The 15,147-nt window shown below is 57.3% G+C and carries 14 protein-coding genes; 11 read left to right on the top strand and 3 right to left on the bottom strand.

Features of this window, described 5'->3' with window-relative positions; all coding sequences use genetic code 11:
• Positions 1-4: 4 nt before the first annotated feature.
• The 6 genes from lepB (at position 5) to acpS (ending at position 4,697) form a co-directional block, all read left to right on the top strand.
• Positions 5-979, top strand: coding sequence for a signal peptidase I (gene lepB, locus O1721_RS20550; RefSeq protein ID WP_032649119.1), 975 nt, complete (start codon positions 5-7; stop codon positions 977-979).
• Positions 980-1,202: 223 nt separating this feature from the next.
• Positions 1,203-1,883, top strand: a complete 681-nt coding sequence (gene rnc, locus O1721_RS20545) for a ribonuclease III (RefSeq protein ID WP_003860711.1) — start codon at positions 1,203-1,205, stop codon at positions 1,881-1,883.
• On the top strand, positions 1,880-2,785 hold the full coding sequence (gene era, locus O1721_RS20540; protein WP_003860709.1) for a GTPase Era: 906 nt from the start codon (positions 1,880-1,882) through the stop codon (positions 2,783-2,785). Before rnc ends, era begins: the two co-directional genes overlap by 4 nt.
• A 17-nt stretch (positions 2,786-2,802) precedes the next feature.
• Positions 2,803-3,510 carry a DNA repair protein RecO gene (gene recO, locus O1721_RS20535; protein WP_015572142.1) on the top strand — a complete coding sequence of 236 codons (708 nt, stop codon included), beginning with the start codon at positions 2,803-2,805 and terminating at the stop codon, positions 3,508-3,510.
• A 75-nt stretch (positions 3,511-3,585) separates the two neighbouring features.
• Positions 3,586-4,317 (top strand): pyridoxine 5'-phosphate synthase, encoded by a 732-nt coding sequence (pdxJ, locus tag O1721_RS20530; RefSeq protein WP_015572143.1) that lies wholly within the window; start codon positions 3,586-3,588, stop codon positions 4,315-4,317.
• Positions 4,317-4,697: a holo-ACP synthase gene (acpS, locus tag O1721_RS20525; RefSeq protein WP_015572144.1), complete on the top strand. Its 381-nt coding sequence runs from the start codon at positions 4,317-4,319 to the stop codon at positions 4,695-4,697. Before pdxJ ends, acpS begins: the two co-directional genes overlap by 1 nt.
• Here the strand turns inward: acpS and O1721_RS20520 are convergent.
• Both O1721_RS20520 and O1721_RS20515 read right to left on the bottom strand, forming a co-directional pair.
• Positions 4,694-4,954, bottom strand: coding sequence for a YfhL family 4Fe-4S dicluster ferredoxin (locus O1721_RS20520; protein ID WP_003860704.1), 261 nt, complete (start codon positions 4,952-4,954; stop codon positions 4,694-4,696). The two genes, acpS and O1721_RS20520, sit on opposite strands and share 4 nt — an antisense overlap.
• Before the next feature lie 56 nt (positions 4,955-5,010).
• Positions 5,011-5,859 carry a MurR/RpiR family transcriptional regulator gene (locus O1721_RS20515; protein WP_032649116.1) on the bottom strand — a complete coding sequence of 283 codons (849 nt, stop codon included), beginning with the start codon at positions 5,857-5,859 and terminating at the stop codon, positions 5,011-5,013.
• A 118-nt stretch (positions 5,860-5,977) separates the two neighbouring features.
• On the opposite strand from O1721_RS20515, the gene murQ reads away from it, so the two are divergent.
• Genes murQ through tadA form a run of 4 tightly spaced genes read left to right on the top strand, consistent with a single transcriptional unit; the run spans position 5,978 to position 9,451 of the window.
• Positions 5,978-6,874: an N-acetylmuramic acid 6-phosphate etherase gene (gene murQ, locus O1721_RS20510; RefSeq protein ID WP_015572145.1), complete on the top strand. Its 897-nt coding sequence runs from the start codon at positions 5,978-5,980 to the stop codon at positions 6,872-6,874.
• Positions 6,875-6,883: 9 nt separating this feature from the next.
• Positions 6,884-8,248, top strand: a complete 1,365-nt coding sequence (locus O1721_RS20505) for a PTS transporter subunit EIIC (protein ID WP_032649114.1) — start codon at positions 6,884-6,886, stop codon at positions 8,246-8,248.
• 3 nt (positions 8,249-8,251) lie between these two features.
• Entirely contained in the window at positions 8,252-8,887 is a 636-nt protein-coding gene (yfhb, locus tag O1721_RS20500) for a phosphatidylglycerophosphatase C (RefSeq protein WP_017383550.1), read from the top strand.
• A gap of 24 nt (positions 8,888-8,911) precedes the next feature.
• Entirely contained in the window at positions 8,912-9,451 is a 540-nt protein-coding gene (tadA, locus tag O1721_RS20495) for a tRNA adenosine(34) deaminase TadA (protein ID WP_022649032.1), read from the top strand.
• On the opposite strand, the gene mltF is transcribed toward tadA, so the two are convergent.
• Positions 9,339-10,889, bottom strand: coding sequence for a membrane-bound lytic murein transglycosylase MltF (gene mltF / locus O1721_RS20490; protein ID WP_017383549.1), 1,551 nt, complete (start codon positions 10,887-10,889; stop codon positions 9,339-9,341). The two genes, tadA and mltF, sit on opposite strands and share 113 nt — an antisense overlap.
• A 267-nt stretch (positions 10,890-11,156) precedes the next feature.
• Here mltF and purL point away from each other — a divergent pair, with 267 nt between their 5' ends.
• Complete coding sequence (gene purL, locus O1721_RS20485; protein WP_032649110.1) at positions 11,157-15,044, top strand: phosphoribosylformylglycinamidine synthase; 3,888 nt, start codon at positions 11,157-11,159, stop codon at positions 15,042-15,044.
• The last annotated feature ends 103 nt before the right edge of the window (positions 15,045-15,147 follow it).

Genomic DNA, 15,147 nt, shown 5'->3' with positions numbered 1-15,147 from the left:
TGGCATGGCGAACATGTTTGCCCTGATCCTGGTCATCGCTACCCTGGTGACAGGTCTGTTGTGGTGCCTCGATAAGTTTATCTTCGCCCCAAAACGCCGTGAACGTCAGGCTGCCGCGCAGGCAGCCACGGGCGATGCGCTGGACGCGAAAACCCTGAAAAGAGTCGGCCCAAAACCGGGCTGGCTGGAAACAGGGGCATCGGTATTCCCGGTGCTGGCGATTGTGCTGGTGGTGCGTTCATTTATCTATGAACCGTTCCAGATCCCGTCAGGATCGATGATGCCAACGCTGCTGATCGGTGATTTCATTCTGGTTGAGAAGTTTGCCTATGGCATCAAAGATCCGATCTACCAGAAAACGCTGATCGAAACGGGTCATCCGAAACGTGGCGACATCGTGGTGTTTAAATATCCGGAAGATCCGCGGCTGGATTATATTAAACGCGCGGTAGGTCTGCCGGGCGATAAAGTGACCTACGATCCGGTGGCGAAAGAGGTGACCATTCAGCCAGGCTGTAGCTCTGGCACCGCATGTGAAAATGCGCTGCCAGTCACTTACTCCAACGTTGAGCCAGCTGATTTTGTGCAGACCTTCGCCCGCCGTAACGGCGGTGAAGCGACCAGCGGATTCTTCCAGGTGCCAAAAGGTGAAACCAAAGAGAATGGCATTCGTCTGGTTGAACGCAAAGAGACGCTGGGCGATGTTACTCACCGCATTCTGACCGTGCCCATCGCACAGGATCAGCTGGCAATGTACTACCAGCAGCCAGGCCAACAGCTGGCGACCTGGATTGTGCCGCCGGGACACTACTTCATGATGGGTGACAACCGCGATAACTCTGCGGACAGCCGTTACTGGGGCTTTGTGCCGGAAGCGAATCTGGTCGGTAAAGCAACCGCTATCTGGATGAGTTTTGAGAAGCAAGAAGGCGAGTGGCCGACCGGCGTTCGCCTGAATCGTATTGGCGGAATTCATTAATTTTCGCCAAAAATAACACGTAGCGGCTTTTATTCGCCGCTACGTGAATTATTTCAGCGATAAATCTCTTTGAACTAACGACATCCCCTGTCGTTGTGTATAGAATATTCCCCCGAAGTTTAAGGTTGGCCCTGCAAGGGTGCCACGGCACACGAAACCGCGTTGGTTTTCTCAGGTCGGTTTCGTGTGCTGCATTTTTGACGCATTCATTTATTGGTATCGCATGAACCCCATCGTAATTAATCGGCTTCAACGGAAGCTGGGCTACACTTTTCATCATCAGGAGTTGTTGCAACAGGCATTAACCCATCGCAGTGCCAGCAGCAAACATAATGAGCGTCTCGAGTTTTTAGGCGACTCTATTTTAAGTTTTGTGATTGCAAATGCGCTTTATCATCGTTTTCCGCGCGTGGACGAAGGTGATATGAGCCGCATGCGCGCCACGCTGGTGCGCGGCAACACCCTCGCTGAAATCGCACGCGAGTTTGAGCTGGGTGAATGCCTGCGTCTGGGGCCAGGTGAGCTGAAAAGTGGTGGTTTCCGTCGTGAATCCATCCTTGCCGATACGGTCGAGGCATTGATCGGTGGCGTGTTCCTGGACAGCGATATCCAGACCGTAGAAAAGCTGATCCTTAACTGGTATCAGACCCGCCTGGACGAAATCAGCCCGGGCGATAAACAAAAAGATCCTAAAACGCGTCTGCAAGAATATTTGCAGGGTCGTCATCTGCCGCTGCCATCCTATCTGGTGGTGCAGGTGCGTGGCGAAGCCCACGATCAGGAATTTACCATCCATTGCCAGGTCAGTGGCCTGAGTGAACCGGTGGTCGGCACGGGTTCAAGCCGTCGTAAGGCTGAACAGGCTGCCGCCGAACAGGCGTTAAAAATGCTGGAGCTGGAATGAGCATCGACAAAACCTATTGCGGATTTATTGCCATCGTCGGACGTCCGAACGTTGGCAAATCCACCCTGCTGAATAATCTGCTTGGGCAGAAGATTTCCATCACCTCGCGTAAGGCGCAGACCACGCGTCACCGCATTGTCGGTATCCATACTGAAGGCGCGTATCAGGCGATCTACGTCGATACACCGGGCCTGCACATGGAAGAGAAGCGCGCCATCAACCGTCTGATGAACAAGGCGGCGAGCAGCTCCATTGGCGACGTAGAGCTGGTGATTTTCGTTGTGGAAGGCACCCGCTGGACGCCGGACGACGAAATGGTCCTTAACAAGCTGCGCGACGGCAAAACGCCGGTGATCCTCGCAGTCAATAAAGTGGACAACGTGCAGGAAAAAGCCGATCTGCTGCCGCACTTGCAATGGCTGGGCAGCCAGATGAACTTCCTGGACATCGTCCCGCTGTCTGCGGAAACGGGTCTGAACGTTGATACCATCGCGGGTATCGTGCGCAAGCATCTGCCGGAAGCGACTCATCACTTCCCGGAAGACTACATCACCGATCGCTCTCAGCGTTTTATGGCGTCTGAAATCATCCGTGAGAAGCTGATGCGTTTCCTGGGCGCTGAACTGCCGTACTCTGTGACGGTGGAGATCGAGCGTTTCCAGAGCAACGAGCGTGGCGGCTACGATATTAACGGTCTGATCCTCGTTGAGCGTGAAGGGCAGAAGAAGATGGTGATCGGCAATAAAGGCGCCAAGATCAAAACTATCGGAATCGAAGCCCGTAAAGACATGCAGGACATGTTTGAAGCACCGGTTCACCTGGAACTGTGGGTGAAAGTGAAATCTGGCTGGGCCGATGATGAGCGTGCGCTGCGCAGCCTCGGTTACGGCGAAGATCAGTAACCTAAGACGACGAGCATATGGATGGATGGCAGCGCGCCTTTGTCCTGCATAGTCGTCCCTGGAGCGAAACCAGCCTGATGCTGGACGTCTTCACGGAAGAGTCCGGTCGCGTGCGCCTTGTTGCCAAAGGCGCACGTTCCAGACGTTCTAATCTGAAAGGTGCCTTGCAGCCTTTCACCCCGCTGCTGGTCCGCTTTGGCGGGCGAGGGGAAGTCAAAACCCTGCGCAGTGCTGAAGCCGTCTCCCTGGCGCTTCCTCTTTCTGGTATCACGCTCTACAGCGGTTTGTATGTTAACGAACTCATCTCACGGGTTCTTGAACATGAGACCCGCTTCTCTGAACTTTTCTTTGATTACCTGCACTGTATTCAGGCACTTGCTGGCGCAACCGGCACCCCTGAGCCTGTGCTGCGTCGTTTCGAACTGGCTCTGCTCGGGCACCTTGGTTACGGCGTTGATTTTCTGCACTGTGCGGGAAGCGGCGACGAGGTAGAAGATACCATGACCTATCGCTATCGTGAGGAAAAGGGCTTTATTGCCAGTGTCGTCGTCGATAACAGCACCTTTACCGGGCGCCAGCTCAGAGCACTGTATGAACGCGAGTTCCCGGACGCCGACACCCTGCGTGCGGCAAAACGCTTTACCCGAATTGCGCTCAAGCCGTATCTTGGGGGCAAACCTTTAAAGAGCCGCGAATTATTCAGGCAGTTTATGCCGAAACGCTAATGTTTTACCCCTCACCCCAGCCCTCTCCCGGAGGGAGAGGGAGAAGGTAAATGAACAAAAATACCGAGGATTGTCATGGCTGAATTACTGTTAGGCGTCAATATCGATCACATCGCCACGTTACGTAATGCACGCGGTACCGCGTATCCCGATCCGGTTCAGGCGGCGTTTATCGCTGAGCAGGCTGGCGCCGACGGCATTACCGTTCACCTGCGTGAAGATCGTCGCCACATCACCGACCGGGACGTGCGCATCCTGCGTCAGACGCTGGACACCCGCATGAATCTGGAGATGGCGGTCACCGAAGAGATGCTGGCGATTGCCTGCGAGACCAAACCGCATTTCTGCTGCCTGGTGCCGGAAAAGCGTCAGGAAGTGACCACCGAAGGCGGTCTGGATGTGGCCGGGCAGCTCGACAAAATGCGCGATGCCTGCAAACGCCTGGCGGATGCCGGTATCCTGGTTTCTCTGTTTATCGACGCCGATTTCACCCAGATTAAAGCCGCTGCCGACGTGGGTGCGCCGTATATTGAAATTCACACCGGCTGCTATGCCGATGCCGAAAACGATGCAGCGCAGGCGAAAGAGCTGGAGCGAATCGCCAAAGCGGCAACCTACGCCGCGAGCCTGGGACTGAAGGTTAACGCCGGTCACGGCCTGACCTATCACAACGTAAAAGCCATCGCTGCCCTGCCGGAAATGCACGAGCTGAACATCGGCCACGCCATCATTGGCCGCGCGGTGATGAGCGGTCTGAAAGAAGCGGTTTCCGAGATGAAGCGCCTGATGCTGGAAGCGCGTCAGTAATGGCTATTCTGGGCTTAGGCACCGACATCGTTGAAATAGCCCGCATTGAAGCGGTGATCGCCCGGAGCGGCGATCGCCTCGCAAGACGCGTGCTGAGCGATAACGAATGGGCTATCTGGGAGGCGCATCAACAGCCGGTGCGCTTTCTGGCAAAGCGTTTCGCGGTAAAAGAGGCGGCGGCGAAAGCGTTCGGCACGGGCATTCGTAACGGCCTGGCGTTTAACCAGTTTGAAGTGTTTAACGATGAGCTGGGTAAGCCACGTCTGCGTTTATGGGGCGAGGCGCTTAAGCTGGCGGAAAAGCTGGGCGTGGCGCACATGCACGTAACGCTTGCCGATGAACGCCACTACGCCTGTGCGACGGTGATTATCGAAAGTTAAATTTTGTCCGCATGGTGCATCAGGACAAACTTATCCCACAGCTGTTCTTCGTTCTCGACGTGTGCCGGATCTTTTAAGATCGTATTGGGAATGGGGCACACCTTCTGGCAGGTCGGCGTCTCATAGTGGCCGATACATTCGGTGCAGCGGTCGCTGTTAATCTCATAAATGCTGTCGCCCATCGAAATCGCCTCGTTCGGGCATTCGGGTTCGCACATATCGCAGTTGATGCATTTTTTGGTGATTAACAGCGCCATCAGGAAATTCTCAGAAACATCACAAACAGGGCGGGCATTATACGCTCATTCGTTGTTCAGACCAGTTTTTTTACCAGCTCTTCGCTGTGACGAATACGCTCTGGCGCACGCTCCAGATCCTGCTGAACCAGCGCCATAAACAGCAGGTCCGTCAGCATCATCTGCGCACTCGTCGACGAAATCGCCGCACTGCGAGTGGCCTGTTCCTCGGCAATGGTATACAGACAGCGGGTGGCCCGTTGCTGGAGCGCATTCGGGCTGAAGCCAGTAATCGCCAGAATTTTTCCTCCTACGCGCAGGGCTTCGTCGGTAGCCATATTAATTTCACGACGCTCGCCGGAATAGGAGATGGCCAGCAGTAAATCGTCAGGATCCATGGCCTGCACGGTCGCCAGCAGCGCGTGCATATCCTGTTCAACGATGGCGTTATAGCCGATTTTTGTCAGCTTCCAGCCAAAGTTACGCGCAACCAGTCCGGAGGCGCCGATCCCGGTCAACACAATACGCCGCGCGTCGCGAAGCATGGCTACACTTTCCAGCAGCTTCTCTTCCGTGTTCACATCCAGCGTGGCATGCATTGCCGCCACGTTCTCTTTGATCAGCTTTTCGCCGACCAGACGCATCGGATCGTCGCCGCGGATCTGGTTATGCACCGGCATTGACTGCGGATTAGGGTTGCTTACCAGTGCTTCACTGATCGCCAGTTTTAGCGCCGGAAAGCCTTTATAGCCTATCTTCTGGGCAAATTTCACCACGCTCGACTGGCTCACCCCGGCTTCGCCTGCCAGCTGCTGGGAGCTGAGGTGTCGCGCGCGATCGGGCTGGGAAAGTAAATAATCCGCCAGCTTTTTGTCACTCTGGGCAAACCCTGTGTAGCGCTGGCGAATACGAATTAAACAGTTCATACGGTCTCCTGGCGAAAATGTGATTACCCGCGCAAATACGAATTTTGCTCGCCTGAATGAATTTTATATTCCATTATAGTGCGTTTATTATGAATTAAAAATTCCAGAGGTAAATAACATGAATCTAGGCTCTCTTGTTTCTGAAACGCGTAACCCGCAAACCATGGATCTTGATGCACTGTCCACGCTGGAGCTGGTAAACCGCTTTAATCAACAGGATACCCTCGTCGCGCTGGCAGTCAAAGAGACATTGCCCGAGGTGGCGAAAGCCGTAGACGCCGCTGCCGACGCTCTGAAAGCAGGAGGACGCATTATTTACATGGGGGCGGGTACCAGTGGGCGCCTCGGTGTGCTGGATGCCTCAGAGTGTCCCCCGACCTTTGGCGTTCCGCATGGTCTGGTCGTTGGCCTGATTGCCGGTGGCCCCGGCGCGCTGCTGAAAGCGGTGGAAGGGGCAGAAGACAATAAACAGCTTGGGGAAGACGATCTCAGGGCGCTGAACCTGACCGCGCAGGATCTGGTCGTCGGGCTGGCGGCTTCTGGTCGTACGCCGTACGTCATTGGTGGGCTGGAATACGCAAGACAGACGGGATGTACCACGGTGGCCATCTCCTGTAACCCGGGTTCGCCGATTGCGCAGGTGGCTGCCATTGCCATCTCTCCGGTCGTCGGGCCGGAAGCGCTCACCGGCTCCACGCGCCTGAAATCGGGAACCGCGCAGAAGCTGGTGCTCAATATGATCTCCACCGGCGCGATGGTGAAATTCGGCAAGGTCTACCAAAACCTGATGGTGGATATGCAGGCCACCAACGTCAAGCTGGTGGACAGAGCCTGCCGCATGGTGATAGAGGCGACAGGGGCAGGTCGGGAAGAGGCGGAAGCGGTACTCAAACAGACCGATTACGACGTTAAACCCGCCATTCTGATGATATTAACCGGGCTGGATGCAGCCGCGGCCAGAGCCAGGCTCGAAGCCCATCACGGGTTTTTACGGGCGGCATTAGAACACCAATAAGAGGCGTGTATGGACAAAACAGCAGCGCTCGCCAGCGACATCCTGCTTGGGATCGGTGGGGAAAAAAATATTCAGCGTCTGGAAAACTGCATGACGCGTGTACGCGTCGAGGTGCACAACGACGAAAAGCTTGATTTAACGCGCCTGAAGCAGCTCCCCGGCGTGAGCGGGTACGTTAAACAGGGGCAACAGCACCAGCTGATTGTCGGTCCGGGCAAAGCGGCGCAGGTGGTTGATGCCATGCGCGCCCTGATGACGGGCAGTGAAACGGCTCCCGCCTTTGACGACGCGGAACGCACCAAAGCGCAGGCGAAAGCCAAATACAAAGCCCCCATGAGCGATGCGCTGCGCCAGCTGGCAAACGTCTTTATTCCTCTGATCCCGGCGTTTATCGCATCGGGGCTGATCACTGGGATTATCAATATCCTCAAGCGTCCGGATATTGTCGGGAATTTCGCCACCCAGTATCCGAACCTGCTGGGTATTCTGGCGATTTTCGGCAGCGCGGTGTTTGCCATCATGAACATTCTGGTGGGGGTAAACACGGCCAAAGTGTTCGGCGGCTCGCTGGCGATGGGCGGCGTAATGGCGGGTATCCTCTCCAGCCCGCAGCTGGCGCAGATTACGCTGTTTGGCGAGGCGCTTCAGCCTGGCCGAGGTGGGGTGATTGCCGTGCTGCTGGTGGTCATTCTGATGTGCTGGATCGAGAAAAAGCTGCGCGCGTTGCTGCCAGGCTCGCTTGAGCTGATCCTCAACCCGCTGCTGACCACATTGATTACCGGGAGCGTGGCGATTGTGGCGCTACAACCGTTAGGCGGCGCGATCTCTGAAGCCATCGCCCACGGCGCGTCTCTGGCGATCGATCGCGGCGGGCTGCTGGTGGGGGCCGTGCTGTCCGGGACCTTCCTGCCGTTAGTGCTGACCGGTCTGCATCAGGGGCTGGTGCCGATCCACGTCGAACTGGTACAGGCGCACGGCTATAACGCACTGCTGCCGATCCTGTCGATGGCGGGCGTTGGGCAGGTCGGCGCGGCCATCGCGGTGCTGATGAAAACCCGCAACGCGCGTCTGAAAAAGGTCATTAAAGGGGCGCTGCCGGTCGGGTTACTCGGTATCGGCGAACCGTTGATTTTCGGCGTGACCTTGCCTCTGGGTAAGCCGTTCCTGGCCGCCTGTCTCGGTGGCGCGGTGGGCGGGGCGTTAATCAGCTACTGGAAAGTGGCGACCGTCATTACCTTCGGGATCTCCGGTTTACCGCTGGCATTAACCATCGTGACCGGAAAAGTGATGCTCTATCTGTTAGGCTATCTGGTAGCGGTGATCGCCGGGTTCCTGTTTACCTGGCTGTTAGGATTCAACGACCCAGAGGAGTAAGGTTTGGCCAGTCACGAGCGTCGCGTTGTCTTTTTTGATCTGGATGGAACGCTGCATCAGCAGGATATGTTCGGCACCTTTATGCGCTACCTGCTGCGGCGCCAGCCCCTTAACGCGTTGCTGGTATTACCCCTGTTACCCGTTATTGGTATCGCGCTGCTGGTGAAAGGCCGTGCAGCGCGCTGGCCGATGAGCCTGCTGCTCTGGGGATGCACGTTTGGTCATAGCGAAGCGCGCCTTAAGCAGCTCGAACAGGATTTTGCGCACTGGTTTCGCGGGCACGTCGCCGCGTTTCCCGTGGTACAGGCGCGCCTGACCAGCTATCTCGACGCCAACGATGCCGATATCTGGCTGATTACCGGCTCCCCGCAGACGCTGGTGGAGCATGTCTATTTTGATACGCCCTGGCTGCCGCGCGTGAATCTTATCGCGACACAAATCGCGCGCGGCTACGGCGGCTGGGTGCTGACTATGCGCTGCCTCGGACATGAAAAAGTGGTGCAGCTGGAGAAACGCATCGGTACGCCGCTGCGTCTGTACAGCGGCTACAGCGACAGCAAGCAGGACAACCCGCTGCTCTATTTTTGCCAGCACCGCTGGCGCGTCACGCCTCTGGGCGAACTTCAGCAACTCGAATAGTCTTATCTGTACCGGCTGTGTATAATGCCGCCCGCTTTTCGACTGGAGTATCAGCCCTTGTCCAACCCTGAACACAATCATGAATACTGGATGCGCCATGCGCTGGCGCTGGCTCAGCGCGCCTGGGAAGAGGGCGAAGTGCCCGTGGGCGCGGTGCTGGTCCATAACAATCAGGTGATTGGGGAAGGGTGGAACCGTCCGATTGGCCGTCACGATCCTACCGCGCATGCTGAAATTATGGCCCTGCGTCAGGGCGGACTGGTGCTGCAAAACTATCGTCTGCTTGATACCACCCTGTATGTCACCCTTGAGCCGTGCGTAATGTGCTCCGGGGCGATGGTGCACAGCCGAATCGGTACGCTGGTGTTTGGCGCGCGGGATGAAAAGACGGGTGCTGCTGGTTCACTGATGGACGTACTTGGGCATCCGGGGATGAACCACCAGGTGAAAACTATCGGCGGGGTACTTGCACCAGAATGTTCGGGTCTGTTAAGTGACTTTTTTCGAATGCGTCGGCAGCAGAAAAAGCAACAAAAGGCAGAATTGAAACCGCAGGATGATTAAGCTCGTCCGGTGCGACCACCGGATAGCTTTCAGCCAGCTGTTGCGCCTCGGCCGCCTCTTTTTCTTTCTCCAGCAGATATCCCACCAGGCTTATCTGGTACTTACGAATATTTTCCACGTAGGCATACGCTTCATGCCCGCGCGCATAGCCGTACGTCAGCTTCTGGTACCACTGTTTCTGGCTAAGCAGCGGCAGGCGCTGTTTTACATCGGACCAGCTGTCCGGGTTACCTTTGGTTTTCGCCGTCAGCGCCCGCGCGTCGAGCATGTGCGCATAACCCATGTTATAGGCGGCCAGCGCAAACCAGATACGCTCCCCTTCCGGGACCGTCTCCGGCACTTTCGCCATCATATCCTGTAAATACTGCGCGCCGCCGCTGATGCTCTGTTCCGCATCGGTCCGGTCGCTGATGCCGAGGCTCTGGGCGGTATTTTTGGTCAGCATCATCAACCCGCGCACGCCCGTGGGTGAGGTGGCCTGAGCATCCCAGTGCGATTCCTGGTAGGAAATTGCCGCCAGCAGCTTCCAGTCAATCTCCTCGGCGTACTTCTCAAACAGCGGTTGCAGGTCCGGCAGCACACTGTCCACCGCGCGCAGGAAAGTGCGGGTGTCAACGTAATCAAAATCGTCCCCGTGACCGAGATATTTCTCTTCCAGGCGCGCCAGGGTGCCGTCTTCATTGATGGAATTAAAGAAATCGAGCATAGCCGCAGAGACGGTTTGATCGTCATCCAGCTGGGTAAACCAGGTCACCGGCTGTTCGTCGGTCACATCCAGCGCCACGGCAATTTCAGGATGAACGCGCTGGAAAAGGCTGATCGCCACCGAATCAGCAATGGTATAGGCCAGCTTTTTATCTTTTACCTGCTCCAGCAATTCAGTCGTGCCGAGTTTAGGATCGACCGTCCAGCTGAGGTTCGGGTATTTTTTCTCTTTCAACGCCCGCAGATCGTCAATCACCACATGGCCTGGCGCAATGGTCAATTGCTGGTCGGTGATGTCGGCCAGTGAGCGTGGGCGCAGGCTACCCACACGATAAACCACCTGCTGCGACACGGAGTAATAGGTCGGGCCCGGCTGATAGTTTTTGCTGCGTTCGCTGTTGTACACCAGACCTGCGGCGAGAATATCGGCACGGTCATGGTCCAAATCATCAAACAGCTGGTTGATGTTCTGCCGCACGGTAACTTTCAGCTTCACGCCCAGATAGTCCGCAAACAGCTGTGCCAGTTCGTAATCAAGACCGATGGTTTTACCGTTGATATCGTCGTAAATAAGCGGGGAGGAGAGGGTACTGACGCGCAACTCCCCCCGCTCCTGAATGGCGGCGATACGGTTTTCGGCCTTGCCGAACCAGGGGATAGACGGCCAGAGGGCCACTGCCAGCAGCAACGTAACAATGCCGATGAGCAGATAATTAATCTTTAATTTTTTCAATTAGTTAATTCTCTGCGACGCCGGTTGCCTCAGTGTGCTGTAGTCATGTTAAGAGTAGAGTTTGCCATTGATTGAGCGGCATTTTGCGCAAAGTAGCGCCAGTTGGCAACCAATTAGAGAGACAGGTCACATCTATTGTTAAACATAAAGGATGATTTTATTTCGACGCAAACGGTTTCGTCGGCGCTCAGGATTCTCTATAATGACGCCCGTTTTCCCCCCTTGCGCACACTGTAAGCGCCCCGGCGCTTCGAAGACGAGAGACTTATGATGGAAATTCTGCGTGGTTCGCCTGCACTGTCTGCCTTCCGTATTAACAAACTGCTGGCACGTTTTCAGGCGGCCGACCTTCCGGTAAGCAATATTTACGCTGAGTATGTCCATTTTGCTGACCTGAACGCCCCCCTGAATGCAGAGGAGCGCGTACAGCTGGAACGCCTGCTTAAATATGGCCCAAGCCTGAGCAGCCATACGCCGACCGGCAAATTAATCCTCGCCACGCCACGCCCTGGCACCATCTCCCCCTGGTCTTCCAAAGCCACCGACATCGCTCGCAACTGCGGCCTGAACCAGATTAACCGTCTGGAGCGCGGCGTGGCGTACTATGTGGAAGCGTCAACCCTGAGCGACGCGCAGTGGCAGGTGGTTGCCGCAGAGCTGCACGACCGCATGATGGAGAGCGTGTTTGATTCTCTGGATGATGCGCAGAAACTGTTCTCCCACCATCAGCCTGCGCCGGTACAGAGCGTGGATTTGCTGGGGCAGGGGCGTCAGGCGCTGATCGACGCAAACCTGCGTCTTGGTCTGGCGCTCGCAGAAGATGAAATCGACTACCTTCAGGATGCATTCGTTAAGCTGAATCGCAACCCGAACGACATCGAACTGTATATGTTCGCGCAGGCCAACTCCGAGCACTGCCGCCACAAGATTTTCAACGCCGACTGGATTATCGACGGCGAACAGCAGCCGAAGTCGCTGTTCAAAATGATCAAAAACACCATGGAGCAAACCCCTGACCACGTGCTGTCTGCCTATAAAGACAACGCCGCGGTGATGGAAGGTTCCGAGGTGGGCCGCTTCTTCGCCGACCGCGAAGCGGGGCGCTATGACTTCCACCAGGAGCCTGCGCATATCCTGATGAAAGTGGAAACCCACAACCACCCGACGGCGATCTCCCCGTGGCCGGGTGCAGCGACCGGCTCCGGCGGTGAAATCCGTGACGAAGGTGCGACCGGTCGCGGCGCGAAACCAAAAGCGGGTCTGGTCGGTTTCTCCGTTTCCAACCTGCGTATTCCAGGCTTTGAGCAGCCGTGGGAAGAAGACTTCGGCAAGCCAGAGCGCATTGTCACCGCGCTGGATATCATGACCGAAGGCCCGCTGGGCGGCGCGGCGTTCAACAACGAATTTGGTCGTCCGGCGCTGAACGGTTACTTCCGTACCTACGAAGAGAAAGTGGACAGCCACAACGGCGAAGAGCTGCGCGGCTACCACAAACCGATCATGCTGGCGGGCGGGATCGGCAACATTCGCGCCGATCATGTGCAGAAAGGCGAGATCGTCGTCGGCGCGAAGCTGATCGTGCTCGGCGGCCCGGCAATGAACATCGGTCTGGGCGGCGGGGCAGCATCGTCTATGGCCTCCGGCCAGTCTGATGCGGATCTCGACTTCGCGTCCGTGCAGCGCGACAACCCGGAAATGGAGCGCCGTTGTCAGGAAGTGATCGACCGCTGCTGGCAGCTCGGCGATGCCAACCCGATTCTGTTCATCCACGACGTGGGCGCGGGTGGACTCTCTAACGCCATGCCTGAGCTGGTGAGCGACGGCGGTCGCGGCGGACGCTTCAACCTGCGCGATATCCTGAGCGATGAGCCGGGCATGAGCCCGCTGGAAATCTGGTGTAACGAATCCCAGGAGCGCTACGTGCTGGCGGTTGCCGCCGATCAGCTGCCGCTGTTTGACGAGCTGTGCCGCCGCGAGCGCGCGCCGTATGCCGTCATCGGTGAAGCGACCGAAGAGCAGCACCTTTCCTTAAGCGACACCCACTTTGACAACCAGCCGATCGATCTGCCGCTGGACGTGCTGCTCGGCAAAACGCCGAAGATGACCCGCGACGTGCAGACTCGCAAAGCGGCGGGCAAAGCGCTGGATCGCCAGGGCATCACCGTGGCAGAAGCGGTTAACCGCGTGCTGCACCTGCCTGCCGTGGCAGAGAAAACCTTCCTGGTGACCATCGGCGACCGTACCGTGACCGGTATGGTATCGCGCGATCAGATGGTCGGCCCGTGGCAGATCCCGGTCGCTAACTGCGCCGTGACCACCGCGAGCCTCGACAGCTACTACGGCGAAGCGATGGCGCTGGGCGAACGCACGCCAGTGGCGCTGCTGGACTTCGCCGCTTCTGCCCGTCTGGCGGTCGGTGAAGCGCTGACCAACATCGCCGCGACGCAGATTGGCGATATCAAACGCATCAAACTTTCCGCGAACTGGATGGCCGCTGCCGGTCACCCGGGCGAAGATGCCGGCCTGTACGAAGCGGTGAAAGCGGTGGGTGAAGAGCTGTGTCCTGCGCTCGGCCTGACCATTCCGGTGGGTAAAGACTCCATGTCGATGAAAACCCGCTGGCAGGAAGGTAACGAGCAGCGCGAGATGACCTCTCCGCTGTCGCTGGTGATCACCGCGTTTGCGCGCGTGGAAGACGTGCGTCATACCGTTACGCCGCAGCTTTCCACTGAAGATAACGCCCTGCTGTTGATTGACCTCGGCAAAGGCCATAACGCGCTGGGCGCCACCGCGCTGGCGCAGGTTTACCGCCAGCTCGGCGATAAGCCAGCCGACGTGCGCGACGTCGCCCAGTTGAAAGGCTTCTACGACGCTATTCAGGCGCTGGTGGCGCAGCGTAAGCTGCTGGCCTACCACGACCGTTCCGATGGTGGCCTGCTGGTGACGCTGGCAGAGATGGCCTTCACCGGTCACTGCGGCGTTGAAGCAAACATTGCAACGCTTGGCGAAGACCGCCTGGCGGCGCTGTTTAACGAAGAGCTGGGTGCCGTCATTCAGGTACGCGCCGCAGATCGCGACGCGGTGGAAGCGATTCTGGCGCAGCACGGTCTGGCAGACTGCGTACACTATCTCGGTAAAGCGGTGCAGGGCGACCGTTTCGTGATTGAAGCCGACGGCCACGCGGTGTTCAGCGAAAGCCGCACCACGCTGCGTATGTGGTGGGCGGAAACCACGTGGCAGATGCAACGCCTGCGTGACAACCCGGAATGCGCCGATCAGGAACACAACGCGAAGGCGAACGACAACGATCCTGGCCTGAACGTGAAGCTCTCCTTCGACATTAACGAAGACATTGCCGCGCCGTACATTGCGACCGGCGCGCGTCCGAAAGTGGCCGTGCTGCGTGAGCAGGGCGTTAACTCCCACGTGGAAATGGCGGCGGCCTTCCACCGTGCGGGCTTTGACGCCATCGACGTCCACATGAGCGACCTGCTGGCCGGGCGTACCGGTCTGGAAGATTTCCAGGCGCTGGTGGCGTGCGGTGGTTTCTCCTACGGTGACGTGCTGGGCGCGGGCGAAGGCTGGGCGAAGTCTATTCTGTTCAACAGCCGCGTGCGTGACGAGTTCGAGACCTTCTTCCACCGTCCGCAGACGCTGGCGCTGGGCGTGTGTAACGGCTGCCAGATGATGTCTAACCTGCGCGAGCTGATCCCGGGCAGCGAAGCCTGGCCGCGCTTTGTGCGCAACCAGTCTGATCGTTTCGAAGCGCGCTTCAGCCTGGTGGAAGTGACCCAAAGCCCGTCTCTGCTGTTGCAGGGAATGGTGGGTTCGCAGATGCCAATCGCGGTTTCGCACGGTGAAGGTCAGGTTGAAGTGCGTGATGCGGCGCACCTGGCTCAGCTTGAAAGCAAAGGACTGGTAGCGCTGCGCTTTGTTGATAACTTCGGCAAGGTCACCGAAACCTATCCGGCTAACCCGAACGGTTCGGCAAATGGCATTACCGCAGTCACCAGCGAAAGCGGTCGGGTGACGATCATGATGCCGCACCCGGAACGTGTCTTCCGTACCGTGAGCAACTCCTGGCACCCGGAAAACTGGGGCGAGGACAGCCCGTGGATGCGCATTTTCCGCAACGCGCGTAAACAACTGGGTTAAGTTTCAACGCACTGACTGTAGGCCCGGTAAGCGCGAGCGCCACCGGGCTTTTTTGTACCTGTCGCAAAATCGCGACAATCCTCTGGGTTGAGTGTCTCCAATA

This window comes from Enterobacter cloacae complex sp. HYC033_NIDB (genome assembly GCF_056673335.1).
This window is presented reverse-complemented; position numbering and strand designations above follow the sequence as displayed.

Coding starts and splice junctions, on each gene's coding strand:
- lepB (WP_032649119.1), top strand. CDS start 5: ATGGCGAACATGTTTGCCCTGATCCTGGTCATCGCTACCCTGGTGACA.
- rnc (WP_003860711.1), top strand. CDS start 1,203: ATGAACCCCATCGTAATTAATCGGCTTCAACGGAAGCTGGGCTACACT.
- era (WP_003860709.1), top strand. CDS start 1,880: ATGAGCATCGACAAAACCTATTGCGGATTTATTGCCATCGTCGGACGT.
- recO (WP_015572142.1), top strand. CDS start 2,803: ATGGATGGATGGCAGCGCGCCTTTGTCCTGCATAGTCGTCCCTGGAGC.
- pdxJ (WP_015572143.1), top strand. CDS start 3,586: ATGGCTGAATTACTGTTAGGCGTCAATATCGATCACATCGCCACGTTA.
- acpS (WP_015572144.1), top strand. CDS start 4,317: ATGGCTATTCTGGGCTTAGGCACCGACATCGTTGAAATAGCCCGCATT.
- O1721_RS20520 (WP_003860704.1), bottom strand. CDS start 4,954: ATGGCGCTGTTAATCACCAAAAAATGCATCAACTGCGATATGTGCGAA.
- O1721_RS20515 (WP_032649116.1), bottom strand. CDS start 5,859: ATGAACTGTTTAATTCGTATTCGCCAGCGCTACACAGGGTTTGCCCAG.
- murQ (WP_015572145.1), top strand. CDS start 5,978: ATGAATCTAGGCTCTCTTGTTTCTGAAACGCGTAACCCGCAAACCATG.
- O1721_RS20505 (WP_032649114.1), top strand. CDS start 6,884: ATGGACAAAACAGCAGCGCTCGCCAGCGACATCCTGCTTGGGATCGGT.
- tadA (WP_022649032.1), top strand. CDS start 8,912: ATGCCGCCCGCTTTTCGACTGGAGTATCAGCCCTTGTCCAACCCTGAA.
- purL (WP_032649110.1), top strand. CDS start 11,157: ATGATGGAAATTCTGCGTGGTTCGCCTGCACTGTCTGCCTTCCGTATT.